Annotated in this window: 22 protein-coding genes; 14 read left to right on the plus strand and 8 right to left on the minus strand. The window is 72.2% G+C overall.

Annotated elements, in window-relative coordinates:
* Nucleotides 1-9: 9 nt before the first annotated feature.
* Entirely contained in the window at nucleotides 10-696 is a 687-nt protein-coding gene (rpe, locus tag ACLBYG_RS12640; RefSeq protein ID WP_091926234.1) for a ribulose-phosphate 3-epimerase, read from the plus strand.
* Nucleotides 690-1,478: an HAD-IA family hydrolase gene (locus ACLBYG_RS12645; RefSeq protein ID WP_447681677.1), complete on the plus strand. Its 789-nt coding sequence runs from the start codon at nucleotides 690-692 to the stop codon at nucleotides 1,476-1,478. Before rpe ends, ACLBYG_RS12645 begins: the two co-directional genes overlap by 7 nt.
* Here the strand turns inward: ACLBYG_RS12645 and ACLBYG_RS12650 are convergent.
* Complete coding sequence (locus ACLBYG_RS12650; protein WP_447681678.1) at nucleotides 1,439-2,413, minus strand: MBL fold metallo-hydrolase; 975 nt, start codon at nucleotides 2,411-2,413, stop codon at nucleotides 1,439-1,441. The genes ACLBYG_RS12645 and ACLBYG_RS12650 overlap by 40 nt on opposite strands.
* A gap of 34 nt (nucleotides 2,414-2,447) precedes the next feature.
* Entirely contained in the window at nucleotides 2,448-3,488 is a 1,041-nt protein-coding gene (locus tag ACLBYG_RS12655; protein ID WP_091679417.1) for an SDR family oxidoreductase, read from the minus strand.
* Between the two features lie 229 nt (nucleotides 3,489-3,717).
* On the opposite strand from ACLBYG_RS12655, the gene ACLBYG_RS12660 reads away from it, so the two are divergent.
* Nucleotides 3,718-4,464 (plus strand): YebC/PmpR family DNA-binding transcriptional regulator, encoded by a 747-nt coding sequence (locus ACLBYG_RS12660; protein ID WP_056526849.1) that lies wholly within the window; start codon nucleotides 3,718-3,720, stop codon nucleotides 4,462-4,464.
* 145 nt (nucleotides 4,465-4,609) lie between these two features.
* Here ACLBYG_RS12660 and ACLBYG_RS12665 read toward each other — a convergent pair whose 3' ends face one another.
* On the minus strand, nucleotides 4,610-5,596 hold the full coding sequence (locus ACLBYG_RS12665; RefSeq protein ID WP_447681679.1) for an alginate O-acetyltransferase AlgX-related protein: 987 nt from the start codon (nucleotides 5,594-5,596) through the stop codon (nucleotides 4,610-4,612).
* 179 nt (nucleotides 5,597-5,775) lie between these two features.
* Here ACLBYG_RS12665 and ada point away from each other — a divergent pair, with 179 nt between their 5' ends.
* A complete protein-coding gene (gene ada / locus ACLBYG_RS12670; RefSeq protein WP_447681701.1) occupies nucleotides 5,776-6,840 on the plus strand; it encodes a bifunctional DNA-binding transcriptional regulator/O6-methylguanine-DNA methyltransferase Ada in 1,065 nt (354 codons plus the stop codon).
* A 172-nt stretch (nucleotides 6,841-7,012) separates the two neighbouring features.
* On the opposite strand, the gene ACLBYG_RS12675 is transcribed toward ada, so the two are convergent.
* Together ACLBYG_RS12675 and ACLBYG_RS12680 are read right to left on the minus strand one after the other, a co-directional pair.
* Nucleotides 7,013-8,347, minus strand: coding sequence for a DUF5666 domain-containing protein (locus ACLBYG_RS12675; protein WP_447681680.1), 1,335 nt, complete (start codon nucleotides 8,345-8,347; stop codon nucleotides 7,013-7,015).
* 11 nt (nucleotides 8,348-8,358) lie between these two features.
* The gene (locus ACLBYG_RS12680; RefSeq protein ID WP_447681681.1) at nucleotides 8,359-9,204 is read right to left on the minus strand and encodes a DUF6502 family protein; all 846 of its coding nucleotides are present in this window, start codon (nucleotides 9,202-9,204) and stop codon (nucleotides 8,359-8,361) included.
* Nucleotides 9,205-9,678: 474 nt separating this feature from the next.
* Here ACLBYG_RS12680 and ACLBYG_RS12685 point away from each other — a divergent pair, with 474 nt between their 5' ends.
* The 3 genes from ACLBYG_RS12685 to ACLBYG_RS12695 all read left to right on the plus strand — a co-directional run bounded on the left by ACLBYG_RS12685 (nucleotide 9,679) and on the right by ACLBYG_RS12695 (nucleotide 11,137).
* Complete coding sequence (locus ACLBYG_RS12685) at nucleotides 9,679-9,807, plus strand: hypothetical protein (protein ID WP_020092541.1); 129 nt, start codon at nucleotides 9,679-9,681, stop codon at nucleotides 9,805-9,807.
* Between the two features lie 35 nt (nucleotides 9,808-9,842).
* A complete protein-coding gene (locus ACLBYG_RS12690) occupies nucleotides 9,843-10,580 on the plus strand; it encodes an outer membrane protein (RefSeq protein WP_447681682.1) in 738 nt (245 codons plus the stop codon).
* 185 nt (nucleotides 10,581-10,765) lie between these two features.
* On the plus strand, nucleotides 10,766-11,137 hold the full coding sequence (locus ACLBYG_RS12695; protein ID WP_056526870.1) for a hypothetical protein: 372 nt from the start codon (nucleotides 10,766-10,768) through the stop codon (nucleotides 11,135-11,137).
* Nucleotides 11,138-11,155: 18 nt separating this feature from the next.
* Here ACLBYG_RS12695 and grpE read toward each other — a convergent pair whose 3' ends face one another.
* The 3 genes from grpE to ACLBYG_RS12710 form a co-directional block, all read right to left on the minus strand.
* On the minus strand, nucleotides 11,156-11,770 hold the full coding sequence (grpE, locus tag ACLBYG_RS12700; protein ID WP_026604829.1) for a nucleotide exchange factor GrpE: 615 nt from the start codon (nucleotides 11,768-11,770) through the stop codon (nucleotides 11,156-11,158).
* 103 nt (nucleotides 11,771-11,873) lie between these two features.
* Nucleotides 11,874-14,666 (minus strand): [protein-PII] uridylyltransferase, encoded by a 2,793-nt coding sequence (locus tag ACLBYG_RS12705; protein ID WP_020092537.1) that lies wholly within the window; start codon nucleotides 14,664-14,666, stop codon nucleotides 11,874-11,876.
* A 51-nt stretch (nucleotides 14,667-14,717) separates the two neighbouring features.
* Complete coding sequence (locus ACLBYG_RS12710; protein ID WP_020092536.1) at nucleotides 14,718-16,136, minus strand: TAXI family TRAP transporter solute-binding subunit; 1,419 nt, start codon at nucleotides 16,134-16,136, stop codon at nucleotides 14,718-14,720.
* Between the two features lie 224 nt (nucleotides 16,137-16,360).
* Between ACLBYG_RS12710 and ACLBYG_RS12715 the strand changes: the two genes are divergently transcribed.
* The 7 genes from ACLBYG_RS12715 to ACLBYG_RS12745 all read left to right on the plus strand — a co-directional run bounded on the left by ACLBYG_RS12715 (nucleotide 16,361) and on the right by ACLBYG_RS12745 (nucleotide 25,852).
* Nucleotides 16,361-16,897 carry a regulatory protein RecX gene (locus ACLBYG_RS12715; RefSeq protein WP_447681683.1) on the plus strand — a complete coding sequence of 179 codons (537 nt, stop codon included), beginning with the start codon at nucleotides 16,361-16,363 and terminating at the stop codon, nucleotides 16,895-16,897.
* Between the two features lie 76 nt (nucleotides 16,898-16,973).
* Entirely contained in the window at nucleotides 16,974-18,185 is a 1,212-nt protein-coding gene (locus ACLBYG_RS12720; protein WP_447681684.1) for a putative DNA modification/repair radical SAM protein, read from the plus strand.
* Nucleotides 18,185-19,666 (plus strand): UdgX family uracil-DNA binding protein, encoded by a 1,482-nt coding sequence (locus ACLBYG_RS12725; protein WP_447681685.1) that lies wholly within the window; start codon nucleotides 18,185-18,187, stop codon nucleotides 19,664-19,666. Before ACLBYG_RS12720 ends, ACLBYG_RS12725 begins: the two co-directional genes overlap by 1 nt.
* 60 nt (nucleotides 19,667-19,726) lie before the next feature.
* A complete protein-coding gene (locus tag ACLBYG_RS12730; protein WP_020092532.1) occupies nucleotides 19,727-20,023 on the plus strand; it encodes a nucleotidyltransferase family protein in 297 nt (98 codons plus the stop codon).
* A complete protein-coding gene (locus tag ACLBYG_RS12735) occupies nucleotides 20,004-20,363 on the plus strand; it encodes a HepT-like ribonuclease domain-containing protein (protein WP_447681686.1) in 360 nt (119 codons plus the stop codon). The genes ACLBYG_RS12730 and ACLBYG_RS12735 overlap by 20 nt, the downstream gene beginning before the upstream one ends.
* 22 nt (nucleotides 20,364-20,385) lie before the next feature.
* Entirely contained in the window at nucleotides 20,386-23,544 is a 3,159-nt protein-coding gene (polA, locus tag ACLBYG_RS12740) for a DNA polymerase I (protein WP_447681687.1), read from the plus strand.
* A 220-nt stretch (nucleotides 23,545-23,764) separates the two neighbouring features.
* Entirely contained in the window at nucleotides 23,765-25,852 is a 2,088-nt protein-coding gene (locus ACLBYG_RS12745; RefSeq protein WP_447681688.1) for an ATP-binding protein, read from the plus strand.
* Nucleotides 25,853-25,877: the final 25 nt, after the last annotated feature.

Genomic DNA, 25,877 nt, shown 5'->3' on the forward strand with positions numbered 1-25,877 from the left:
AAGCCTCCCATGCTCGCACCCGTCATCGCCCCGTCGATCCTGTCCGCCGACTTCTCGAAGCTGGCCGAAGAGACCCGCGCCGTGGACGCGGCCGGGGCCGACTGGATCCATCTCGACGTGATGGACGGGCATTTCGTGCCCAACATCACCTTCGGGCCGCCGGTGGTGAAAGCGCTCCGACCGCACACGCAGAAGTACTTCGACGTGCACCTGATGATCGCGCCGGCCGATCCGTACCTCGCGGCCTTCGCGCAGGCGGGGGCCGACGGCATCACGGTCCACGCCGAGGCCGGGCCGCACATCCACCGCTCGCTCCAGACCATCCGCGACCTCGGCAAGCGCGCCGGCGTGGCGATCAACCCGGGCACGCCGGCCGCCATGGTCGAGCCGGTGCTCGACCTCGTGGATCTCGTGCTGGTGATGACCGTCAATCCCGGCTTCGGCGGCCAGAGCTTCATCAAGGGCGCCATGGAATCGGTGGCGCGGGTGCGCGCCATGGTGGCGGGCCGGGACATACGCATCCAGGTCGACGGCGGGATCGACCCCGAGACGGTCAAGGTCGCGAGCCGCGCCGGCGCCGACACGTTCGTGGCCGGCAACGCGGTCTTCAGCGGCGGCCCGGGCGCCTACGCCGAGCGAATCGCGGCGATCCGCGAGGGCGCGGAGGGCGCCTCCGGTCGCGACCTGTCGTGCTGAGGGCGCTGATCTTCGACGTCGACGGGACCCTCGCCGAGACCGAGGACCTGCACCGGCAGGCGTTCAACCGCGCCTTCGCGGAGCTCGGCCTGCCCTGGCGGTGGGACGAGGCGCTCTACGCCGACCTGCTGGCCGTCATGGGCGGGAAGGAGCGGCTCGGCCACTACATCGACACCGAGCACCCGGCGGAAGCCGCCGCGCTCCACGCCCGCGCGCCAGAGATCCACGCCATCAAGACGCGCGCCTACGGCGACCTCGTCGCGCGGAACGGCCTGCCGCTGCGCCCCGGGATCGCCCGGCTGATCGCCGAGGCCCGGGCCGCGGGAATCCGGCTCGCGGTGGCCACCACGACGAGCCGCCCGAACGTCGACCGGCTCCTCGCCGCCAATTTCCCGCCGGACGCCGCGCCCTTCGACGTGATCGCGGCCGGCGACGAGGCGAGCCGCAAGAAGCCCGCCCCCGACGTGTTCCTGCTGGCGCTCGCCGGCCTGGAGATTCCGGCCTCCGAGGCGGTGGCCTTCGAGGATTCGGCCGCCGGCATCAGCTCGGCCCGAGCCGCCGGGCTGCCGGTGCTGGCGACCCGGAGCCGCTACACCGAGAGCCACCGGCTCGACGGCGCCTTCTCGGCCGTCTCGGATCTCGGCGAGCCGGACCGGCCGCACCGGCACCTCGCGGGCGTCGAATGGCCGGGCGGGGTCGTGGATCTGGCCTCCCTGATCCGGTGGCACGAATCCCAGGACGGTCAGAGCACGCCGGTCCAGGCGATGGGCACGAGCCGGTAGCCCGGTCCGTCCCGTTCCACGTGGCCGAGCGACGGGAAAGGGAAGTGGTAGCCGACCACGAGGGCCCTCTCGGACGCGGCCATGTCGTAGAAGCGGTGGCGCGTCGCCTGCGCCTGATCGGCGTCGTGATCGTACATCACGTGCCAGTCCGGGTGCTGCAGGAAGAAGGCCGGGATGTTGGTCACGTCGGACTGAATCAGCAGACGGTCCGCGCCCGAGGCGACCGCGAAGGCCGTGTGCCCCGGCGTGTGGCCGGGGGCGGCGAGGGCGGTGATCCCGGTCACGATCTCCTCGTCCCACGCGAAGGTGCCGATCCGGTCCTTCAGGTCGCCGAGCACCCGGCGGGTGTTGGCGAAGTAGCCCTGCGTCACCGGGTCGGCGGCGCGGGCCATGTTGGCGTCGCTCATCCAGAACGCCCAGTCGGGTGCGGCGGCCCGGATCTCGGCGTTCGCGAAGGCGAGGGACCCGTCCGCCCGCTTGAGGCCGTTCGTGTGGTCGGGATGGAGGTGCGAGAGCAGGACGAGGTCGATGTCCTCGGGCCTGATCCCGGCCGCCGCGAGGTTCGCCGCGAGGCGGCCGACGGGCGCGCCCGGCACCGGGCCGTTGCCGGTATCGATCAGGACGAGCTTCGCGCCCGTGTTGATCAGCGTCGGGTTGAACGGCACCGTCACCTGGCCGGGGGGCATGTAGGCCGCCCGCGCGGCGCCGAGCGCCTCGTCCCGGGGAACGTTGCGCACGAAGCGGTCCGGCATCGGGAAGCTGCGCGCCCCGTCGTTGAGGATCGTGACCTCGCAGCTGCCGATACGTGTCCGGTAGAAGCCCGGCGCCTGCGCTCCGCCGAAGGGTGCGGTGGCGCGGGCGCGGCCGCCGAGACCCAGGACGGCCCCTCCGGCGAGCGCGGCCCGCACCAGATCGCGACGGTTCGTGCCCGGCATCGGATCCTCCTTGAAACCCGCGTTGGCCCGTGTCCTAGCGTCGGCCCGGCCGGCGATCGGCGCGGGCGTCCGCCCGCCCGTGCGCCTCGGTGGCGAACAGCATCGTCCCGGCCACGAGGCCGAGCGCGGCCGCGATCCCGAACTTGAGCCAGCGCGGGTCGGCCGCCGCGACGTCGCTGGTCGCGCGGGAGTCGAAGCGGCCGTGGGCGCCGGGATCGGTGTCCACCGGGTCGTAGAGGTTGTCGGGTCGGTTTTTCTGCGCCTGCACGCCGGTCATCTCTCCGCGATAGCCGTGCCGGGCGAGGTAGCCGTCGATCCAGCCCGGGATCAGCATGTTTCCGATGATCGCCTTCCAGGCCGAGGCCCCGATCCACATTTCCCGGGGCGCGTCGTGCGCCGCCCGGAAGACGTGCCGGGCGATGGCCTCCGGCTGGTAGATCGGCGGCACCGGCTCGAGCTTGCGTGGCAGCCGCGAGCGCGCCCAGTCGAATTGCGGCGTGTTCACGGCCGGAAGCTGTACCATCGTCAGGCGGACTCGGCTGCGGTCGTGGAGCAACTCGCTGCGCAGGGAATCGACGAAGCCCCGCACGGCGGCCTTGGCGGCGCAGTAGCTCGCCTGGAGCGGGATCGACCGGTAGGCGAGCGCCGAGCCGACATGCACGATCGTGCCCCGGTCGCGCGGGACCATGTGGCGGAGGGCCGCCAGCGTGCCGTGCACCTGCCCCAGATAGGTCACCGCGGTGGCGCGGTGGAACTCGTCCGGGCTCGTCTCCTGAACGGGCGCGTAGACCGTCACCATCGCGTTGTTGACCCAGACGTCGATGCCGCCGAACGCCTCGGCTAGCGCGTCGGCGGCCTGGGCGACGGCCTCCGCGTCGGCGACGTCGGCCGCAAAGGCCAGGGCCCGGCCGCCGGCCCGCTCGACATCGCGGATCGTGCCCCTCAGCCCCGCCGGGCCGCGCGCGATCAGCCCCACGTTCCAGCCGTGCCGAGCGAATTCGTGGGCGACAGCCCGGCCGACGCCGGCGCTCGCGCCCGTGACCATGACCGTGCTGCGTCCGTTCCGGCTCGACATCGGGTTCCCAGCTGCGCGTGAAGTCCAGCGCCAACGCCCGAGACGGCGACTTTTTCCGCGGTCACGGGATTGCGAAGCCCGCGGGGCCGTGTCGGCCCGTGTCGCGCCGACCGGCAGCGGCCGCGTTGCTTCGTCCGAAGGCGGCGGCCTATATACGGCGCGACCTCACAGCCGCGACGGCGGGGTCCCGCACGCCCGCCCGCGCCAACGAACAAAAGTCCGAACCGTCATGGCAGGCCATTCGCAGTTCAAGAACATCATGCACCGGAAGGGCCGGGTGGACGCGGTCCGCTCGAAGGTGTTCGGCAAGCTCGCCCGCGAGATCACGGTGGCGGCCAAGCTCGGCACGCCCGACCCGGCGATGAACCCGCGCCTGCGCGCCGCGATCCTGGCGGCCCGCGCCGAGAACATGCCCAAGGACAATATCGAGCGCGCCATCAAGAAGGCCGCCGGCGCCGACGGCGAGAACTATGAGGACATCCGCTACGAGGGCTACGGGCCCGGCGGCGCCGCGCTGATCGTCGAGGCACAGACCGACAACCGCAACCGCACCGCCTCGGACGTGCGCTCGGCCTTCACCAAGTCCGGCGGCAGCCTCGCCGAGACCGGGGCCGTCGCCTTCATGTTCGACCGCGTCGGCGTGATCGCCTACCCGGCCTCCGTGGCCGACGCCGACACGATGCTGGAGGCGGCGATCGAGGCCGGCGCCGACGACGTCAGCTCCGGCGAGGACGGACACGAGGTCATCTGCGCCCAGGATTCCTACGGCGAGGTCACCAAGGCCCTCGAGGCGCGCTTCGGCGAGCCCGCGCGCACGGGCCTGATCTGGAAGGCGCAGAACACCATCAATGTCGACGACGAGACCGGCGAGAAGCTCATCCGCCTCGTCGAGGTGATCGAGGATCAGGACGACGTCCAGAACGTCTACGTGAACTTCGCCCTGTCGGACGCGCTGGTGGCCAAGCTGCAGGCGTGAGGGGTACGGCCGGCGAGCCGGGAACGGACAGTTCCGGTCGCAGCCATGCCGGGCGCCCGCTCGCGCTCCGGATCCCGCTCGGCAATCCCGGAATGGCGAAGTCGGGAGGCGGCGTGTTCGCCCTCCGGAGTTCTGGGCTCGCCCGTCAGGCGCCCGCGGCCGCGAGTTCGGCCCCGAAGCGGTCCTGCGCGTAGCGCTCCACCGAGAAGGTGTCGTCGGGCAGCTGCACCATGAAGCGCTCGGCCACCTCGGTCAGCACGATGTCGGGCCGGACGCGCTCGATATACGGCCAGTCCAGCGAGGTGCTCCAGACGAAGTGCACCTCGCGGAACGTCTCGGCCAGCATGATCGTCAGCATGTACGGCATGACGTGCGAGAAGGAATCGCCGAACAAGACCAGCCGGCGCGGGTCGGTGGCCTCGGTGTTCCCGTAGATCACGTGCGCGCCGACATGCAGCGTGTGCAGCAGGCCGGCCTTCTCCCGGGCCTCGACGATCGGGCTGCCGTAGGTCCGGACCGCGTCCTGCTGCATCAGGACGGTGCGCGAGCGCGCCCGCCGGGGTGGATCGAAGGCGCTCCCCAGATCGCCGTCGTGGTCGGTCTCGAAGGACGGCCGGTCCCGCAGGTCCTGCCGCGGCTCGGCGCCCAGCGCCCGGCAGATCTCCGCGTAGGCGAGATAGCAGCCGTCGGCGGACCAGTGGGTGTCGGTCCGGCAGTAGAGGTCGGCCGCGTCGCGCTGCGCCCGCATCGGCGTCACCAGATCGACGCAGGTCTGCCGCCAGCGCTTCCGCCGGCGCCAGGCCGCGTACAGCCCGACCGGACCCGGGAAGCGGCCCGCCGGCGGCTCGCTGTGGAGGAGGCGGTAGGCCGGCGACGCGCTCGGCCGGATGGTGAGCCCGTCGAGCCGGTGATCGTAGATCATCAGCTTCTCCGGGGCGACGACGTGGCGGTACAGGATCCCCTGGGCGCGCAGGCGCCGCTCCCGCGTCGTCACGAGGCTGCGCCACTGCCAGATCAGCTCGGTCGTCTCCTCCGGCCGCTCATACTGGCCGAGCACGTCGTTCGTTCCCGTTTTCAGGAACAGCCAGCCGTCCTGGCCGACATGGATGTGATCGGGCGTGCTCGAAGCCATGGCGCACTCGTGAGGCGGGTCGCCCGTTCCGGCGGCCGCCGGATGTCGAATTCGGCCGCAAGGCGCGGGATGCCGGAGCGGCGGCGGACCGACAGAGTGCCGCACGCGTCATCCACCACCCGGCAGGCCCCGTCATGCCCCTCCTCAACGCCCGCGCCAAGCCGCATAGTGCGGCCGCCATGAGCCCCGTTCCCGCCACAGACCCCGGCGATGCCGAGCGCTGGGCCGCCCTCGCCGCCCGCGACCCGCGGGCCGACGGCACCTTCGTGTACGCGGTCCGCACCACGGGCGTGTACTGCCGCCCGAGCTGCGGCGCGCGCGCGGCGCGGCCCGAGAATGTCAGCTTCCACCGGACCTGCGCCGAGGCCGAGGCTGCCGGCTTCCGGCCGTGCCGCCGCTGCCGCCCGGACGAGCCCGCCCTCGCCGAGCGCCGGGCCGAGGCGGTCGCCCGCGCCTGCCGCCTGATCGAGACGGCGGAGACGGTTCCGTCCCTCGCCGCGCTCGCCCGCGCCGCCGGCCTGAGCGCCTACCACTTCCACCGGGTGTTCAAGGACGCCACCGGCGTGACCCCCAGAGCCTACGCGTCAGCCCACCGTGCCGCCGCCGTGGCGCGGCGGCTGCCCGGGGCCGCTTCGGTGACGGAGGCGCTGTATGAGGCCGGCTACGCTGCCGCGAGCCGGTTCTACGCGGCGGGCGCGCCGCGCCTCGGCATGGCGCCCGCCGCCTACCGGACGGGCGGCGCGGGCCTGCGCATCCGGTTCGGCATCGGCGCCTGCAGCCTCGGCGCGATCCTCGTCGCCGCCACCGAGGCGGGCGTCTGCGCGATCCTCCTCGGGGACGCGCCCGAGCCGCTCCTGCACGATCTCCAGGACCGCTTCCCCGCCGCGGAGATCGAGGGCGGCGACCCGGCCTTCGAGGGCTGGATGGCGCGGGTCATCGGGCTCGTGGAGGCGCCGGGCACCGGCCTCGACCTGCCCCTCGACATCCGCGGCACGGCGTTCCAGCAGCGGGTCTGGACGGCGCTGCGCAAGATCCCGGTGGGATCCACCGCGACCTACGCGGAGATCGCCCGGGCGATCGGCCTGCCGACGGCGACGCGCGCGGTCGCGCAGGCCTGCGGGGCGAACCCCGTCGCGGTGGCCATCCCCTGCCACCGTGTCGTCCGCTCGGACGGCGCCCTGTCGGGCTATCGCTGGGGCGTCGCGCGCAAGCGCGCGCTGCTCGACCGGGAGGCGGAGGGCTGAAGTCCCTCCGTCCCGCGCGGTCTGCTCTAGAGCCGCCTCCGAAGCGTTGCGACGGTGCGGGACGAAGGCCGATCCGGTCGAGACAGCCGCCCCACACCCCTCTCCCGCAGGGGGGACCCGCGCCTCGCCCGGCACGGGCCCGGCTACATTGTCGTCCCGACCGGGCGCGGCTCTAGCGCCGGCCGCCGCCAGGACCGCCAGGCCCGCCGAAACCGCCGCCGCCGAAACCACCGCCGCCGAAGCCGCCTCCGCCCGGGCCCGGGCCGGGGCCCCCGGGCGAGCCGCCGAAGCCCCCGGGGCCGCCCGGGAACGCCCCGGGGCCTGCCGGCGGCGTGCCGCCGAAGCCGCCGCGCGGCGCTCCGAATCCGCCGGTGCCCTCCGATCCGGGGACGACCGCGCCCCCCGGCCGAGTGTCGATCGCGGGGCCGCGCGGTTCGCCGATGCCGCCCAGGCCGCCCTGGCGGCCTCCGGGCTCGGCGCCGAAGCGGCCGGGCGCCTCGTCGGGGAGGTTGCGGAGGTCGAGCCGGTCGCGCTCCCGCTCGAACCGCGGGGCGTCCGGCCGCTGCGGCTCGGGCGCGATGCGGTCCTCGATCCGCAGCCGCTCCACCGTCAGGTCCCCGTCCCGCGCGATCGCCGCGGTCAGCACCGCCCGCACGCTCCCGGTGCGCGGAACCTGCGCGCCCGGACGACCCGCGACGGCGTAGCCCGCGCCGACGTCGAGCCTGCCGCTATCCCGGCCGATATAGGCCTCGATCGAGACCTGTTTCAGACCCGGCGGGAAGGGCAGGCCGACTTGCGCGGCGTTGGTCACGGTGAGCACGCCGTTCGCCGCACGGCCCGTCACCAGGGCGCGCCGGCCCGGCGGCAGGGCGTCGGCGCCCGCGAGGCGGAGGCCGCCGATCCCGAGGCCGCCCGCGACCCGCCGCACCGGCCCGGCGACGCGGTCGGGACCGGTGTCCCGCGGCTCGATCAGGCTCGCCACGATCACGCCGTCGGGCCGGCGCAGCCCGCTCACCGCGACCCGCGCGCCCGGCCGCCACGCGCCGCCGAGACCCGTGGTCGAGACCCTCTGGCCGAGCACCACGAGCCGCCCCGGCGCGACCGATTCCACCGGCCCGACCACCTCGCTCGTGACGTCGATCCGTCCGGTGGCGAGTCCGCCGCCCTCGGGCCGCGCCACCACGTGGACGACCTGACCGATCTTCAGGTCGGCGGCCTTCGCGGCCGTGCCGTCGATATGCACCTCCACCTCGGGCGGATAGGCGATGCGCAGGTCGTTGACGACGATCGAGCCGAAGCGTCGGATCGTACCGATCACGCCGGTGCCGCCGATGCCGCGGTCGCCCTCGCCGAGGGGCCCGCTCTTCGGCGCGTCGGTCCGCATCATGCCGGTCCCGCCGATGCCCTGATCGCGCGGGGATTCCTGCGACCGGACGGTGCCGGGCAGCACGGTCGCGGCGCCCGCGAGCAGGCGCAGGACGAACCGGCGGTTGAGCGTGGCACGCACCGGCCGGCCTCTCACCGCTCGTCCGCTCGCCGCGCCGGCGGCGCCGCTTCGGTGTAGACGTACAGGCCGAAGTTCCAGCGATGCGTGCCGCCGGGATCGGTCTGGCAGGCGGCGTGCGCTTCCCGGTTGGCCTGCTGCAGCGCCTCCATGGCGATCTCGCGGGCGCGCGCCTCGAGCCGGGTCGCGAGGTCCTTGGAGAGCCCGTCGTAGTGGACCGCCCGCTCGAGGAAGCGCGGCGCGTCTCCGAAGATGTTGGCGACGGCGGCCGCGATATGGTCGTGCAGGTTGCGGCCGAAATAGTAGAGCTGGGGCCCCTCGGCGCCGTCGCCCCTCGGTACGTAGGCGGCCTCGGCCAGCACGATCCGGTCCTGCGGATCCGTGAAGGCCAGCCCGCGATCGAGCCACTCGTCGAGGACGGCGCGCGGCCGCAGGTCCCGCGTCACGCCCGCGACCAGCGACTCGAACGAGGATGCGCCGCCCTCGGCCGTCCGCGGAAGTCTCAGGGGCTGGCCCTGCGCGTCGGTGAAGGCCGGGTCGGCGATCCAGCGGGCGATGATCCGGCTGGTGCGGGAGACGACCGCCGGGACGGCGCTGACCGGAGCACCGGCGCCCCGCAGGCGCCGGACCTCCTTGCGGTGGATGCCGGTGAGCAGGGAGACGCGGCTGTCTGTCTGCTCCTTGCCGGCGAGGGCGAAGTCGTACTCGGCGACGTTCACGTAGAGCTCGCGCAGCAGGTCGGTGAGCGCCGGGAAGGTGATGCCGCGGGCGACGAGCAGGCGCACGAGGGGGCGCAGCAGCCGCGCCAGCGGCGCGTGCAGGCTGGCGCCCTCCCGCGGGGTATCGGCAGTGTCAGACATGGCCGCATCGTGACGGCTCATGCTGTGGGACACAATCCCACCGCGTGCGAAGGCGCACGCTCGTCCCTCGATTTCGCGTTGACGTGGGATTTTTGCACACGTAAAACGGCTTCGTGGTCAAATTTCCCACGAAATGCGGGGCCGGCCGATGACGATTGATACGCGAACGCTCGTGGCGAGGCCCCTGCCGCCGCTCACGCTTCCCGCCGCCCAGGCGCGACGGGCAAGCCTGAGTGATCCCCTTCCGCGGCTCCGACGCCTCGTCTGCGTCGTCGCCGCGCTCACGCTGCCCGTCCTCGGGGTCGCCGTCGCGGAAACGGTCCACCGCGCCGGTTCACCGAGGGCGCCGCAGGCCGCCGCTCCCGCCACCCCCTCAGGCGGGGCGGCGGCACCCTCGGGCGCCGTCGGGCCCCGACGCGCCGCGAGAACCGTGAGGGTCGCGGCACGCACGGAAGAGAACCGCGAGGTCCGCTCGTGATCGCCCTGTCCGGTATCGACCGCGCACGAACCGCGCCGACCTGCGGTGGAGCGGCCATTCTCGATCTCGCTCTCTGCCTGATCCTGTCCGTGACCGTCGTCGGGCTGCTCCTCCTGGCCCTCTGATCCCGCGGCTCCGCCGCGCGCCGAACGAGATTTCCATGAACGCACGAACCTCCGCAGCCCTCGCGGGCGCCGCATGCGGCTGCCTGGCCCTCGCCGCCCAGGCGGCCGACCTGCCCCGCCGCGCGCCGCCGCCGCCACTGCCGTCGCTCCCGGTCTTCACCTGGACGGGCTTCTATGCCGGCGTGAATGCGGGATACGCGTTCCCGACCGGGAGCGGCGGCTTCACCGACCCGACCTACGGCGCCGTCACGGGCGGCGGCCGGTCAGGCGGCTTCGCCGGCGGCGGCCAGATCGGCTACAATTACCAGTTCACGCCGGGCTCCGGCGTCGTCGTCGGCGTCGAGGCCGACATCCAGGGCGCGGCCTTCGCCAAGGCGGACGCCGCCTATCTCGGCACCACGCCGTACTACAGCGTCCGACCGAGCCTCGACTATTTCGGCACGGTCCGCGCCCGGCTCGGCTACGCGTTCGACCGGGTCCTCGTCTACGGGACCGGCGGTTTCGCTTACGGCGGCGGGGCGCGCGCGACGGACGCGGGCGCCTACCCCTACACCCTGCCGTCGACCGACCGGACCGGATACGCGGCCGGCGGCGGCATCGAGTACGCCTTCACCGAGAAGCTCTCCGCCAAGGTGGAGGCGCTCTACCTCCATCTCGGCCGCGGAACGAACGCCGCCACGTACTACAACGCCAGTGTTCCCGCGTTTTATGGTGCCGGCAAACAGGACTCCGGTTTTGCGGTGGTTCGGGCCGGTGTGAATTACCGATTCTGAGCAATATTCGTTGAACGATAGCTTGACGGAGCGGTCAAGCTGGGTCGCAATGCCCTGCATTCGGCTTCGCGAATCTGTCGGCCGCGCGAGCCTGTCCACGGCCGAGGGATGTCGGTGAGGCCGGATACCGCGCGGGTGCAGCCCCGCGGGACCGCGGATTCTCTCCGACAGGATCGGCCGTGAGCATGCCCAGCTCGACCTCCCTCACGACAATGCTGCTCGCCGTCGCGCTCGCGGCCTGCACCGTCCCGGCGCGGGCGCAGGAGATCGTGCCGCCCGGGCCCGACGGGCGCGGCGCCATCCTGATCTACGGGAATTTCTGCGGCCCCGGCAGCCGCGGGCCCGGCTACCCGCCGATCGACGCGCTGGATCTCGCCTGCGCGCACCACGACGCGTGCTCGCCCGAGCCGGCCGCGGGAACGCTGCCGACCTGCGCCTGCAACGGCCGCCTCCGCGTCGAGGCGGGGCTCGTCGCCCGCGATCCGGCCGCGCCGGCCCAGACCCGCCAGACCGCGCAGTTCATCTCGGATTTCGCCGCGGCGCTGCCCTGCCAGTAGGGCGCACCGCGGGACAGCTCAGGCGGCGTCGGCCGGGTTGGCGGCTGCCTTCGGGCCGCCCTTGGCGACGCCCACCAGGGCCGGGCGTAGCACGCGCTCGCCGATGACGTAGCCCGCCTGCACGACCTGCACGACGGTGCCGGCCGGAACCTCCGCGTTCGGCACCTCGAACATCGCCTGATGGCGGTTCGGGTCGAATTTCTGGCCCTGCGGCTCGACGATCTTCACGCCGTGGCGCTCGAGGGTCTTGCCGAGGTCGCGCTCGGTGAGCTCGATCCCGTCGATCAGCCCCTTCAGGGCGCCGTCGGCCGTGGCCTTCGCGTCGGCCGGGACGCTGTCGAGGGCGCGGCGGATGTTGTCGGCGACGTTGAGCACGTCCCGGGCGAAGTTGGTCACCGCGTAGGCGCGCGCGTCGGCGACCTCGCGCTCCGTCCGGCGGCGCAGGTTCTCCATCTCGGCGAGGGTGCGCAGCGTCCGGTCCTTGAGCTCGTCGCGCTCGGCGGTCAGCAGGGCCAGGGCCTCCGCGACCGGATCGACGGTGGCCGACTCGCTGCCCTGACCCGCGGGCGCGGGATCCTGGGCCGCGCCGGCACCGGCTTCGACCGTGGTCTGGCGCTGGTCATCCTGGGGCATGTCGTTGCTCGTCATCACGTTTCAGTCGTGGGCGGGAATCGGTGAGGGATGATGGAATCGGCGCTGATATCTGGCCACGGGGCCGCGAAATCAACCCGTACGCTCACGCCTCGCGCGGCGGCGGCGCTGCCACCAGCGCCTCCAGACCCTCGGCCTTCAGCGTCGCGACGTCGTGGGCGAACACGTCCATCACGGCGGCCCGGATCGCGGCCTGCCGGTCAGGCTGCGTCACCCGCGTGCCGGTGAGGTCGGTGACGTAGAAGACGTCCACGGCGCGCTCGCCGAACGTCGCCACATGCGCCGACGTGATGTTGAGCGACAGCCGGCTGAAGGCCGTGGTGAGCTCGTAGAGCAGGCCCGGCCGGTCGAGGCCGGTGATCTCCACCACGGTCTCCCGGCTCGACAAGGCGTTGTCGATGATGACGTCCGGCGGCACCGGGAAGGTCTTGGCACGGGTGCTGGTCGGCGGGTGCTTGTCGGCCACGAGGTCGGCGATCTTGATCTCGCCCTTCAGCGCCCGCTCGATCGCCGCGGTGATGCGCTTGGTCCGACGCAGCTCGTCGTCGTCCCGCTCGAAGGCGCGCGAGATGAAGATCGTGTCGAGGGCGAACCCGTCCGTGGTGGTGAAGATCTGCGCGTCGACGATGTTGCTGCCGGCCGCCGCGCAGGCGCCGGTGACGATGGCGAGCAGGCGGGGATGGTCCGGCGAGTAGACCGTGATCTCTGTCACGCCCCGGACGGGATCGAGGGCGACGTCGGTCGCGCTGGTCCGCCCGTCGCGCACGACGTCGCGCAGGAAGATCGCGTTCTTGAGCTGGCGCGTGCCGTCGACCTTGAGCCAGTAGGCCTGGCTGTGGCGGGCCGCGTAGGCGTCGAACTCCTCCGAGCCCCAGCCGGGCAGCTGTTCCCGCAGGCCCATCTGCACGAGGCGCACCCGGTCGGTGCGGGCGATCTCGGAATGGCCGCCCGAGAGGTAGACCTCGGTCTCGTCGTACAGGGTGCGGACCAGGGTGCCCTTCCAGGCGGTCCAGACGCCGGGGCCGACGGCGGTGATGTCGGCCACCGTCAGGATGGTCAGGAGCTTCAGCCGCTCCAGGCTCTGCACGCTCGCGGCGAAGCGCTCGATCGTCTTGGCATCCGAGAGGTCGCGGCTCTGCGCGGTCATCGACATCAGCAGGTGGTGCTCCACGAGCCAGCGCACCGTCTCGGTCTCGGCCTGGTTCAGGCCGAAGCGCGGGCAGAGCTTCTCGGCGATGGCGGCGCCGGCGATCGAGTGGTCCTCCGGGCGGCCCTTGGCGATGTCGTGCAACAGGATCGCGACGTAGAGCGCGGTGCGGTTGTGGATCGAGTGCACGAGGCGCGAGACCAGCGGGTAGGTCTCCTGGGCCCGGCCCGATTCGATGTCCGCCAGCACGCCGACCGTGCGCAGCAGGTGCTCGTCCACCGTGAAGTGGTGGTACATGTTGAACTGCATCATCGCGACGATGCGGCCGAAATCCGGGATGAAGCGGCCGAGCACGCCCGCCTCGTTCATCTCGCGCAGCGCCTCCTCCGGCGCGTTCCGCGAGGTCAGGATCTCGACGAACAGCCGGTTCGCCTCGGGGTCCACGCGCAGCGACGGGTTGACGAGGCGCAGGGACCGGTTGGCCAGCCGCTTGGCGTCCGGATGGATCGCGAGGTTGTGCCGGTCGGCGAGCCAGAACAGCCGGATGAGGTTGACCGGGTCGCGCTCGAAGGCGTCCTCCGCGCGCAGGTTCACCCGGCCGTGGTCGATCCAGAAATCCTCCGCCTCCATGGCGGTCGCCCGGAACCGGTCGCGGAACCGGCCGATCCAGCGGTCGAGAACCGGCGTGCGCTTGGCGTGGCGCGCCTCCAGCTCGGCGCAGACGATGGCGGTGAGATCGCCCACATCCTTGGCGATGCGGAAATAGGCCTTCATGAAGCGCTCGACGCCGGAGAGGCCGCCCCGGGCCTCGTAGCCGAAGCGCTCGGCGATCCGCGGCTGCAGACCGAAGGACAGGCGCTCCTCGGCGCGCTTCGTGGCGAAGTGCATGTGGCAGCGTACCCGCCACAGGAACTCCTCGCAGCGCTCGAACAGCGCGTACTCTTCCGGGGTGAACAGGCCGGCGCTGACGAGCTCGATCTGGTCGCGGACCCGGTAGGTGTACTTGGCGATCCAGAACAGCGTGTTGAGGTCGCGCAGGCCGCCCTTGCCGTCCTTGACGTTGGGCTCGACGAGGTAGCGCGAGGTGCCGGCCTTGGAGACGCGCAGGTCGCGCTCGCGCAGCTTCGCCTCGACGAACTCGGCGGCGGACCCGACCACCAGCTCGGCGTCGAAGCGCGTCACGAGCTCCTCGTAGAGCACCCGGGTGCCGAACAGGTACCGCGCCTCCAGGAGGGCCGTCCGGATCGTCATGTCGGCCCGCGCCTCGCGCAGGCACTCCTCGACCGAGCGGGTGGCGTGGCCGACCTTCAGCTTCAGGTCCCACAGGACGTAGAGCATCCCCTCGACGACGCTCTCGGACCACGCGGTCTGCTTGTAGGGCAGCAGGAACAGCAGATCGATGTCCGATCCCGGCGCCATCGTGCCCCGGCCGTAGCCGCCGGTGGCGACCACCGCGAGCTGCTCGCCGGTCGACGGGTTGTCGTTGGGATAGAGCCGCCAGACCACGGCGTCGTGGATCGCCCGGACCACCGCGTCGGTGAGATTCGACAGGGTCTGCGCGCACAGCAGCCCGTTGCGGTCTTCGAGGAGCTGCGCCTCGGCGGCCCGGTGGCCCTCCTCGATCACCCGGCGCAGCTGCGGCACCAGCGCGGCCCGGAGCTTCGTGGGCTCGCGGGCCTCGCGGTCGAGGTTCTCGAGAACCGTGTCGAGGGCGGCGACGGGATCGAACATGGTTCCCGTTAGCATGATATCCCTAAGCCGCCAGCCATGCGGCGCCCGCCGCTACTCCGCGGCCGGCAGATCGAGGGCGAGCAGCCGCGCCGTGCGGTTGCGGGTCGCCGCCCGCGGCTCGGTCTCGCTCGTCTGCCGCCGCGCGTCGGCGATGGCCGCGTGGACGCCGTCGACCGCCAGGATCAGCGCGCTGACCGTGCGCGCGTCGATGCTGCGCTCGCGGGCGTAGCAGACCACGTCCGCCACCAGTCCGTCGGTCTCGATCGCGATCGCGTCGAGTTCGGCGGCGCTGGTCGCCGCGCGCACCTCGCGCATGATGTCGAGGAGCCGGTCGAGGACGAAATCGACCCGCTCCCGGCGCTTGCGGGCGAGGCGCTGGCCGAGCCACGCGAAGCCGGAGCCGATCGTGCCGCCGAAGAAGGCGAACAGGTAGATGTAGTCCTCGTAGCGGTCGAGGAAGGTCTGCTGCTCGCGCTCGAAATAGTCGACGGCGCCGGGGTGGTTCGGCAGGCGCGCCGAGGTCGCCGCCACCGTCGTGTCGAAGTCCGGCGCCTTCATCAGCTTGGCCACCGGCGCGGTCGAGGCGAGCCGCGAGCGCCACTCGAACAGGTGCTGCGTCGCCGAGGCGACCGCGACGCGGCTGACCGTGCCGCGGGCCATCAGGCGATAGGAGGCGCCGACGGTCTTGACCTCCTCGTCGGGCCGCTTCGGGCGGCCGCCGAAGGTGCCGGCCGGGATCGTCACCGACTGCAGCTCGGGGAAGCGCTGCAAGATCGCGTCGCCGTCCGGGATCGAGACGAAGCCGATCTTGCGGTCCGGCGCGCCCAGCTCGACGGCGCGGACGACCGCGGCCGCCGGCTTGGAGGCCGGGCTCGCGATCACCGCCACCGCGTCGACCCGCTTCTCGGTGAGCGCGGCCGTGACGTCGCCGACCTTCAGCGGCACCACGACCACGTGGCCGGGCTCCGCCTCGGCGGCGTGGCCGGCCTCCGGCGCGTCCTCGCCCACGATGTCCGGCACGAGGTCGTAGAAGGAGAGCAGGTTCGTGAGGAACGACAGGTCGGCGCTGTGGCGGACCACGATGCCGAGCCGCTTGCGCGCCAGGGCCGGCACGTCGTCGAGATCGGCCGCCTCCGGCGCCGCGATGACCAGCGCCTCGTCGTGCAGGATCGCCAGGGTCAGCCCGTTCTCGGGCAGGAACACGTCCGGCCGCACCACCGCGAGGTCGGCCTTGTTGCGCTGGAGTGCCAGGGCGCTGTCGCGCACGTCGCCGTAGCGCACCACCTTGAGACGGACGTCTTCCCGCGCCCGGTCGAGGGCGCCGGCATAGGCCTCGATCAGCGCGGCCTCGGGCCCGTCCTGGGGGCCGACCGCCACCGTCAGGGTGTTCGGGCGCGACAGGTAGACGATCGCGGCCGCGGCCGCGGCGAGCCCCAGGGCCACCAGGACCAGGAGCCACTCGCGCCGCATCAGTACGGCCGCCGCGCCGTGCAGCCGCAGGCGCCATCGGCCCTGCGGAGTGCCGGGCGAAGAACGGTGGTTCGGGCCATGGCCGAGCCTGTCGCGTTGCGCGCGTTCCATACCCGAGTCATGGAACGCAAACCTGTCGAGATCGTGAAGAACCGGTGAAATCTCCATTCGTTGCAGGATCCGCGCCAGAAGGTCGCGATCGCGAGATCAAGCCGCCCGGCCCCGTGAGCCCGGCCTGGCTGGAGCGTGCGGCGCTCCACTATCTGGAGCGCTACAGCGCCTCGACCGAGATGCTGCGCCGGACGCTCGCGCGCCGCGTCCAGAAGCGGGCGCGGGCCCGGGGCGAGGATCCCGAACGCTTCGCCGACCTCGTGACGGCGACCGTCGCGCGGGCGCTGTCGGCCGGCCTCGTGGACGACGCGCGCTTCGCCGACACCCGCCTCGCCACCCTGCGGCGTCGCGGCACCTCGACCCGCGGCGTCTCGGCCAAGCTCGCCGCCAAGGGGGTCCCGCGCGATGTCGTGGAGGCCGCCATGCTGGCGGAGCGCGAAGCCCTGCCGGATGGGGAGGCGGACGCGATCGAGGAGCAGGCCGCCCAGGCCTACGCCAAGCGGCGACGCCTGGGACCGTATCGCCGCCCGGACCAGCGGGCGACGCACCGCGACCGCGACCTCGCCGCCCTGGCCCGGGCCGGCTTCGCCTACGGCCTCGCCCGCCGTGTGGTCGACCGGGATCCGGGCGAATCCGACGAGCCCGCGTGACGGGTGCGGCATCGCGGCCCGGGGTGAACGCCGCGCCGGCCTTGCACCTTCGGCCGCGTTGTTCATTGTCTGTTCGATGGACGAGACCCTGGCCAAGAAGCTGCGCATCCTCGCGGACGCCGCCAAGTACGACGCCTCCTGCGCCTCCTCGGCCGCGCCGAAGCGGGCGGCCGGCAAGGACGGGCTCGGATCGACCACCGGGGCCGGGATCTGCCACGCCTACACGCCCGACGGGCGGTGCGTCTCGCTCCTCAAGATCCTGCTGACGAACTGGTGCCTGTTCGACTGCGCCTACTGCGTGAACCGGCGCTCCTCGAACGTGCGGCGGGCGAAGTTCACCGTGGAGGAGGTCGTGAACCTCACCCTGAACTTCTACCGGCGCAACTACATCGAGGGGCTGTTCCTCTCCTCCGGCATCATCAAGTCGCCGGATCACACGATGGAGCTGCTGACCCGCGTGGCGAAGTCGCTCCGGCGCGACCACGGCTTCGCCGGCTACATCCATCTCAAGTCGATCCCGGAGGCGAGCCCCTGGCTGATCGAGGAGGCCGGTCTCTACGCCGACCGGCTCTCGATCAACGTCGAACTGCCGACCGAGGCGAGCCTGGAGCGGCTCGCGCCCGAGAAGGACGGCGCCGCGATCCAGGGGGCAATGGCGCAGATCGGCGAGCGCATCGTGCAGGCCAAGGCCGAGAAGCGCCGCTTCTCGCCGGCCGGCCACTCGACGCAGGTGATCGTCGGCGCGGACGCCACCACCGACGAGGCCCTGATCCGCAAGAGTGCGCTCCTCTACGGCAGCGTCGGGCTGAAGCGGGTCTACTACTCCGCCTACAGTCCGATCCCGGACGGGTCGGCGATCCTGCCGCCGAAGCCGCCGCCGCTCCAGCGCGAGCACCGCCTGTACCAGGCCGATTGGCTGCTCCGGTACTACGAATTCACCCCCGACGAGGTGGCCGACGCCTCCGAGGGCGGGATGCTGGCCCTCGACATCGACCCGAAGCTCGCCTGGGCGCTCAAGCACCGGGACAAGTTCCCCGTGGACGTGAACCGCGCCGACCGGGAATGGCTGCTGCGGGTGCCGGGGCTCGGGGCGCGGGCGGTCGACAAGATCATCCGGGCGCGCCGCCACGCGACCTTGCGCCTCGACGACGTCGCCCGGCTGACCTCCGGATTGAAGCGGGCGCGGCCGTTCCTCGTCGCCGCCGATCATCGCCCCGTCGCGCTCACGGACCGCCTCGACCTCCGGGCGCGGCTGGTCGAGCCCGCGGCGCAGCTGAGCCTGTTCTGATGGGGGCGGGGCACGCGCCGCGTCCCTCGCCCCGCGGTGACGGGGCGGATCCACGGTCGGCGCGCGCCGTCACGCTGCGCCCCGGCGCCGATCTCGACGGTTTCCGCAAGGCCGTCCGGAGCCTCGTCGCGCAGGGCGTCGCGCCCGGAGCCGTGACGTGGTCGGTGACGGACTCGCCCGGCCTGTTCAGCGGCGACGGGGAGCCGGCCGCCGGAGCGCCGCTCGTCCTGCCGAAGGCCGTCGCCAGCCTGATCCCGCAGGTGATCCCTCACCGCGATCCGGAGCGCTACGGCCTGCTCTACGCGCTGGTCTGGCGGGTCTGCCGCGGCGAGCGCCACCTGATGGAGGTCGGCAGCGACCCGCTGGTCCACCGCCTGCACCGGATGGCGAAGGCGATCGGGCGCGACCTCCACAAGATGCACGCCTTCCTGCGCTTCCGCCGGGCGGAGGGACCGGACGGCGAGCGCTACGTCGCGTGGTTCGAGCCGGACCACCACATCCTCGAGGCGGCGGCGCCGTTCTTCGTGAACCGCTTCCGCGGGATGCGCTGGTCGATCCTGACCCCCGACGGATCCGCCCACTGGGACACCGAGACCCTGACCTTCGGGCCGGCCGGGGACCGGGCGCAGCTCCCCGAGGGCGACGGCTTCGAGGCGGGCTGGCAGACCTACTACGAGAGCACGTTCAACCCGGCCCGCACCAACCTGAAGGCCATGCGGGCGGAGATGCCCAAGAAGTACTGGCACAACATGCCCGAGACGGCCGCGATCCCCGCCCTGGTCCGGGCGGCGGCCGGGCGCACCGTAGCCATGATCGAGAGGGAGCCGACCATGCCCACACGCCGCGAACCCGCCCGGGCCGTCGCCGCCATGGCCGACCAGGATCCCAAGAGCCTCGACGAGCTGAACGCGATCATCCGCCGGACCGAGCCGCTGGTGCCGGGGGCCACCCAGGCCGTGCTCGGCGAGGGGTCGGTCGGTGCCACGGTGGCCTTCGTGGGCGAGCAGCCCGGCGACCAGGAGGACCGGCAGGGCCGGCCCTTCGTCGGGCCCGCCGGCCAGCTGCTCTCCCGCGCCATGGCGGAGGCCGGGATCGACCGGGGCGCGAGCTACCTGACGAACGCGGTCAAGCACTTCAAGTTCGAGGAGCGCGGCAAGCGCCGCATCCACCAGAAGCCGACAGCCGGTGAGGTCAGCCACTACCGGTGGTGGCTCGACCGGGAGCTCGAATTCGTCGGTCCGAAGCTCGTCGTGGCGCTCGGCGCGACCGCCGTGCTGGCGCTGACCGGCAAGGCGATCCCGATCACCCGGGCGCGCGGCCCGTTCCGCTTCGACCGGCACGACAACCGATTCCAGGGCTTCATCACGGTCCACCCGTCCTACCTGCTCCGGCTGCCGGACGAGGCGAAGGCGGAGGCCTACGCGGCCTTCGTGGACGACCTGCGCCGGGTGGAGGCGCTCGGGCGCGAGCTGGCGGCCTGATCCTCCTCTGCCGCGCTTCTGCTATGCTGACGGCCGCCGATTCCCTCCGGTCCCGCCGCCATGGACAAGCTCGCCGCCCTCGACATCCTGCGCGCCAACGAGGCGGAACTGCGCCGCCGCGGCGTGCTGCACGCGGCCTTGTTCGGTTCGGTTGCCCGGGGGGAGGCGCGGGCCGACAGCGATCTCGACGTGATGATCGAGATCGATGTGTCCGTCGTGGGCGGTCTCTTCGGCTATGTCGGCCTGTGCCACTTCATCGATGATCTCTTTCCGATCCGGGTCGACGTGGCGGATCGGGCGGCCCTGAAGGATCGGGTTCGCACGCACGCGGAGCGCGATGCCATTTCCGCCTTCTGAACGCGAGCGGGCCGCCTGCGCCGACATGATCGCCAACGCGGAGCGCGTTGCCCGCTTCGTGGCGGGATTCACGCTCGAGACGTTCGAGGCAGACGAACGCACCCACTTCGCGATCGTGCGCTGCCTGGAGATCATCTCGGAGGCGAGCCGCCGATTGAGCGCCGAGACGAGAGCCCGATATCCCGCCGTGCCGTGGCGTCAGATCGCGGATGCGGGGAACTTTTATCGCCACAGCTATCATCGGGTGACGCTGGACATCGTCTGGCTCACCGTCCACCACGAATTGCCCGTTCTCGTCGCGGCCTGCCGCGCCGAAATCGCCCGCGCGCCCGACTCCTGATCGCCCCGAGCCGCCTGAGCCCATGACCGACTCGAAGCCCGACTCGAGCCCCGAGACCAAGCCCGTCGGACCCGGCGATCAGGTGATCCTGGTCGACGGCTCGTCCTTCATCTTCCGGGCCTATTTCCAGTCGATCAACCAGGACCAGAAGTACAATTCGCGCCCCTCCGACGGGCTGCCCACCGGCGCCGTGCGGCTGTTCTGCACCAAGATCGCGCAGTTCCTGCAGGACGGCGCCGCCGGCACCATGCCGAGCCATCTCGGGATCGTCTTCGACAAGTCGGAGGGCTCGTTCCGCAAGGAGATGTTCCCCGACTACAAGGGCCACCGCCCGGACGCGCCAGACGACCTGAAGCGCCAGATGCCGCTGATGCGCGACGCGGTGCGCGCCTTCGGCCTGCACGCGGTGGAGCTGGAGCGCTACGAGGCCGACGATCTCATCGCCACCTACACCCGCCAGGCCGAGGCGCGGGGCGCGGGCGTCATCATCGTCTCGTCCGACAAGGACCTGATGCAGCTCGTCGGGCCGCAGGTGCGGTTCTACGATTTCGAGTCGGGTGCCAAGGGCAAGCCCGGCTACCGGCCCGAGCGCAACCTCGACGTCGAGGCGATCGTCGCCAAGTGGGAGGGCCTGCAGCCGAACCAGATCGGCGACGCGCTGGCGCTCATCGGCGACACCTCCGACAACGTGCCGGGCGTGCCCGGCATCGGCCTGAAGACGGCCGCGGCGCTGATCAAGGAGTTCGGCAGCCTCGAGGCCCTGCTGGAGCGGGCGGGCGAGATCAAGCAGCCCAAGCGGCGGGAGACGCTGCTCGCCAACGTGGATCAGGCCAAGCTGTCGCGCAGGCTCGTGGCGCTGATGGAGGACGTGCCCGTCCCGGTGCCGCTGGACGACCTCGGCGTGCCCCAGCCCGATCCCGAGAAGCTGGTCGGCTTCCTGAAGGCGATGGAGTTCAACACGCTGACGCGCCGCATCGCCCAGATGCTGCACGTCGATCCCGAGGCGGTGAAGCCCGATCCGCGCCTCCTGCCGGGCGCCCGGCCGCACGGCTACGGCAACGCCGCCGGCGGCAGCGACGCGGTGCCGTTCTTCGGCGATTCCGTGCCGCCGGATCCCGAGACCGCGGCCGCCGGGGCCGAGCGACCGCCGGGCGCCGCCCCGCCGGAGGGCGGCGAGATCGATCCCTTCGCCGATCTCGACCTGCCGGACGCGCCCGCCAAGCCCCGGGCGCCCGTCGAGGCGACGCCCGGCAACGTGGTGGCGGCCCGGGCCGCGGAATCCGTGGCGCCGTTCGACACCGCCGCCTACGAGACGGTCTCGTCGCTGGAGCAGCTCGACGCCTGGATCGCCGAGGCCGAGGAGGCCGGCGTGATCGCGGTCGATACCGAGACCGACTCGCTCGATGCCCACAGGGCCGGCCTCGTCGGCGTCTCGCTGGCGGTCGCCACCGGCCGGGCCTGCTACATCCCGCTCGCCCACGTCCAGGCCGCCAAGGTGCAGGCGGACGCCACCGACCTGTTCGGCGAGGGCGCCGCGCCCTCCGACGTGGTCGAGCCGGTGCCGGGCCAGATCCCCCTGAAGGAGGCCGTCGCCCGGCTGAAGCCGCTCCTCGAGCACCCCGGCGTCCTGAAGGTCGGCCAGAACCTCAAGTACGACTGGGTGGTGCTCGCCCGCTACGGCATCGAGGTCGCGCCGTTCGACGACACGATGCTGATCTCCTACGTGCTCGACGCCGGCAAGGGCGGCCACGGCATGGACGAGCTGGCCCGCCGGCACCTCGGCCACCAGCCGATCACCTTCTCGGACGTGGCCGGCACCGGCCGCAACAAGGTGACCTTCGACCGCGTCGCCATCGACAAGGCCACCGCCTACGCGGCCGAGGACGCCGACGTGACCCTGCGCCTGTGGCGGATGATGAAGCCGCGCCTCGTGGCCGAGCACCGGGTCGCCGTCTACGAGACCCTGGAGCGGCCCCTGCTGCCGGTGATCGCCCGGATGGAGCAGCGCGGCATCCGCGTCGACCGGGAGATGCTGAGCCGCCTGTCCGGGGATTTCTCGCAGATCCTCGTCCGCCTGGAGGAAGAGATCCAGGAGGATGCCGGGGAGAAATTCTCGGTCGGCTCGCCGAAGCAGATCGGCGACATCCTGTTCGGGAAGATGGGTCTGCCGGGGGCCAAGAAGACGCCGTCGGGCCAGTGGGCCACGCCCGCGACCCTGCTGGAGGAGCTGGCCCAGGCGGGCCACGAGCTGCCCAAGAAGATCCTGGAATGGCGGCAGCTCTCGAAGCTGAAATCCACCTACACGGACGCGCTCCAGGCCCATGCCGACCGCGAGACGGCGCGGGTCCACACCTCGTTCTCGCTGGCGGCGACCACCACGGGGCGGCTGTCCTCCTCCGAGCCGAACCTGCAGAACATCCCGATCCGCACCGAGGAGGGTCGCCGGATCCGCCGCGCCTTCGTGGCGGCGCCCGGCAACCGGCTGATCTCGGCCGACTACTCGCAGATCGAGCTGCGGCTGCTGGCCCACATGGCCGACATCCCGGAACTCCGGAAGGCGTTCGAGGACGGGATCGACATCCACGCGGCGACGGCCTCGGCGATGTTCGGCGTGCCGCTCAAGGCGATGACCCCCGACCTGCGGCGCCGGGCGAAGACCATCAACTTCGGCATCATCTACGGCATCTCGGCCTTCGGCCTCGCCGACCGGCTCGGCATCGGCCGCGAGGAGGCCTCGGCGTTCATCAAGCAGTATTTCGAGCAGTTCCCGGGCATCCGGGACTACATCGAGACCACCAAGAAGAGCTGCCGCGACAAGGGCTACGTCACGACCCTGTTCGGCCGCGTGTGCCACTACCCGCAGATCCGCTCCAACAACCCATCCGAGCGCGCCAGCGTCGAGCGGCAGGCGATCAACGCGCCGATCCAGGGCTCGGCCGCCGACATCATCCGGCGGGCCATGACGCGGATGGAGGCGGCCCTCGCCGCGAAGAAGCTCAGGGCGCGCATGCTGCTGCAGGTGCACGACGAGCTGGTGTTCGAGGCGGCCGAGGACGAGGTGGAGCGGACGATCCCGATCATCCGCGGCGTCATGGAGGAGGCGCCGGCGCCGGCCCTGACCCTGAAGGTGCCGCTGGTGGTCGAGGCCAACGCGGCGGGCAACTGGCAGGAGGCGCATTGACGAGTCGGACCGAGGCTCAGCCGGCCGTCTTCGCGAGCGGAGCGAGGCGATCCAGCCGGCGCCGCGCTTTCCGACGTCCCGTAGCCCTGGGTCGCTTCGCTCCGCCCGCGAGGACGGCGGCGCGCTGAGACGACGTCGTCGAACCGCGACCGGGCATCTTGGAGATGCCGCCGAAGACGGTCATACGCCGTACGCCCATGACCTGCATTGCTCAGAGCCCGTGACCGACTCCTTCCCCTTCCTCTCCGGCGGCGGTGAGGCCGCGCGCATGATCCGCGCGCGCGACTGGTCGGGTCATCCCCTGGGGCTTCCGGAGACATGGCCGGCGGAGTTCCGCGCGGCCCTGTCGCTCGTCCTCAACTCGCCGGAATCGATGATCCTGGCCTGGGGGCCCGACCTCCACTTCTTCTTCAACGACACCTACTTCCCGCTGCTCGGTCCGCGGCTGCCCTGGGCGATGGGCGAGCGGTTCGACGTGGTCTGGGCCGATGCCTGGGATCAGGCCAAACCGATCATCGACGCCGCCATGGCGGGCCGCCCGGAGCGTTTCGTCGACCTGCCGTGGCAGCTCGACACCGATCGGGGCGCGCGCGAGACGTGGTGGACCTTCTCGTACTCGCGGGTTCTCGACGCCGAGGGCCGGGTCGCCGGCCTGTTCATCCTCACCAACGAGACCACCGGCCGGGTCCTGGCGGACGCCGCCCTCAAGGAGAGCCAGGGCCGGCTGGAGGCCGCCCTGGCCGAGTTGCGCCAACTCAACGCCACGCTGGCGCAGCAGGTCGAGGAGCGCACGGCCGACCGCAACGCCCTGTGGACGCTCTCGTCCGACATGATGCTGCGCTGCCTGTTCGACGGGACCATCACCGCGGTGAACCCGGCCTGGACCGAGGTGCTGGGCTGGGGCCCGGACGAGCTGATCGGAACCAAGCTCATCGCCTTCGTCCACCCGGACGATCTCGACCGCACCGTCGAGGGCGCGCGCCAGCTCTCCGCGGGGTCGAGCCTCGCGCGCTTCGACAACCGCTACCGCCACCGGGACGGCGGCTATCGCTGGATCAGCTGGGCGGCCCGGCCGGGGGAGGGCGTCATCAACGCCGTCGGCCGCGACTTCACCGCGGAGCGCGAGCGCGCCGACGCCCTGGCCGCCGCCGAGGAGGCCCTGCGCCAGTCACAGAAGATGGAGGCGGTCGGCCAGCTGACCGGCGGCATCGCCCACGACTTCAACAACCTGCTCGCCGGCATCTCCGGCTCGCTGGAGCTGATCCAGACCCGGCTCGGCCAGGGCCGCGTCATGGACGTCGACCGCTACATCAACGCCGCGCAGGGGGCCTCGAAACGGGCCGCGGCGCTGACCCACCGGCTGCTCGCCTTCTCGCGTCGCCAGACCCTCGACCCGAAGCCCACCGACGTGAACCGGCTGGTGGCCGGCATGGAGGAGCTGATCCGCCGCACCGTGGGCCCCGCCGTGGTGGTCGAGGTCGTGGCGCCGCCCGGCCTCTGGCCGGCCCTGGTCGACCCGCCGCAGCTCGAGAACGCGCTCCTCAACCTGTGCATCAACGCCCGGGACGCGATGCCGGAGGGCGGCCGCATCACGATCGAGACCGCCAATGCGTGGCTCGACGAGCGCGCCGCCCGGCGCCACGACATGCCGCCGGGCCAGTACCTGTCGCTGTGCGTCACCGACACCGGCAGCGGCATGGCGCCGGAGATCGTCGGCAAGGTGTTCGAGCCGTTCTTCACCACGAAGCCCCTGGGGCAGGGCACCGGCCTCGGCCTGTCGATGATCTACGGCTTCGCGCAGCAATCCGGCGGCCAGGTGCGGATCCACTCGGAGGTCGGCAGGGGCACGACGGTCTGCCTGTACCTGCCCCGCCACCGCGGCGCGGTCGCCGAGGAGGACGCGCACGCCGCCGTCGGCGCGCCGCCGCTGGCCGCGCCGGGCGAGACCGTGCTGGTGGTCGACGACGAGCCGACCGTGCGCATGCTGGTCACCGAGGTGCTGGAGGATCTCGGCTACACGGCGATCGAGGCCGCCGACAGCGCGGCCGGCCTCAAAGTGCTGCAATCCGACGTGCGCATCGACCTGCTGGTGTCCGACATCGGATTGCCGGGGGGCATGAACGGGCGCCAGATGGCCGAGGCCGGGCGGCTCACGCGCCCGGGCCTCAAGGTCCTGTTCGTCACCGGCTACGCCGAGAGCGCGGTCTTCGGCAACGGGCCCCTCGAGGCCGGGATGCAGGTCATCACCAAGCCGTTCGTGGTGGAGGTGCTGGGCGCCCGCATCCGCGAGATGATCGGAACGGCTTGACCGCACGGTCGGTTCGGGCCTGATC

This window comes from Methylobacterium sp. D53M (assembly GCF_053345625.1).

Coding starts and splice junctions, on each gene's coding strand:
- rpe (WP_091926234.1), top strand. CDS start 10: ATGCTCGCACCCGTCATCGCCCCGTCGATCCTGTCCGCCGACTTCTCG.
- ACLBYG_RS12650 (WP_447681678.1), bottom strand. CDS start 2,413: ATGCCGGGCACGAACCGTCGCGATCTGGTGCGGGCCGCGCTCGCCGGA.
- ACLBYG_RS12655 (WP_091679417.1), bottom strand. CDS start 3,488: ATGTCGAGCCGGAACGGACGCAGCACGGTCATGGTCACGGGCGCGAGC.
- ACLBYG_RS12660 (WP_056526849.1), top strand. CDS start 3,718: ATGGCAGGCCATTCGCAGTTCAAGAACATCATGCACCGGAAGGGCCGG.
- ACLBYG_RS12665 (WP_447681679.1), bottom strand. CDS start 5,596: ATGGCTTCGAGCACGCCCGATCACATCCATGTCGGCCAGGACGGCTGG.
- ada (WP_447681701.1), top strand. CDS start 5,776: ATGAGCCCCGTTCCCGCCACAGACCCCGGCGATGCCGAGCGCTGGGCC.
- ACLBYG_RS12680 (WP_447681681.1), bottom strand. CDS start 9,204: ATGTCTGACACTGCCGATACCCCGCGGGAGGGCGCCAGCCTGCACGCG.
- ACLBYG_RS12690 (WP_447681682.1), top strand. CDS start 9,843: ATGAACGCACGAACCTCCGCAGCCCTCGCGGGCGCCGCATGCGGCTGC.
- ACLBYG_RS12695 (WP_056526870.1), top strand. CDS start 10,766: ATGCCCAGCTCGACCTCCCTCACGACAATGCTGCTCGCCGTCGCGCTC.
- grpE (WP_026604829.1), bottom strand. CDS start 11,770: ATGCCCCAGGATGACCAGCGCCAGACCACGGTCGAAGCCGGTGCCGGC.
- ACLBYG_RS12705 (WP_020092537.1), bottom strand. CDS start 14,666: ATGTTCGATCCCGTCGCCGCCCTCGACACGGTTCTCGAGAACCTCGAC.
- ACLBYG_RS12710 (WP_020092536.1), bottom strand. CDS start 16,136: ATGCGGCGCGAGTGGCTCCTGGTCCTGGTGGCCCTGGGGCTCGCCGCG.
- ACLBYG_RS12720 (WP_447681684.1), top strand. CDS start 16,974: ATGGACGAGACCCTGGCCAAGAAGCTGCGCATCCTCGCGGACGCCGCC.
- ACLBYG_RS12725 (WP_447681685.1), top strand. CDS start 18,185: ATGGGGGCGGGGCACGCGCCGCGTCCCTCGCCCCGCGGTGACGGGGCG.
- ACLBYG_RS12730 (WP_020092532.1), top strand. CDS start 19,727: ATGGACAAGCTCGCCGCCCTCGACATCCTGCGCGCCAACGAGGCGGAA.
- ACLBYG_RS12735 (WP_447681686.1), top strand. CDS start 20,004: ATGCCATTTCCGCCTTCTGAACGCGAGCGGGCCGCCTGCGCCGACATG.
- polA (WP_447681687.1), top strand. CDS start 20,386: ATGACCGACTCGAAGCCCGACTCGAGCCCCGAGACCAAGCCCGTCGGA.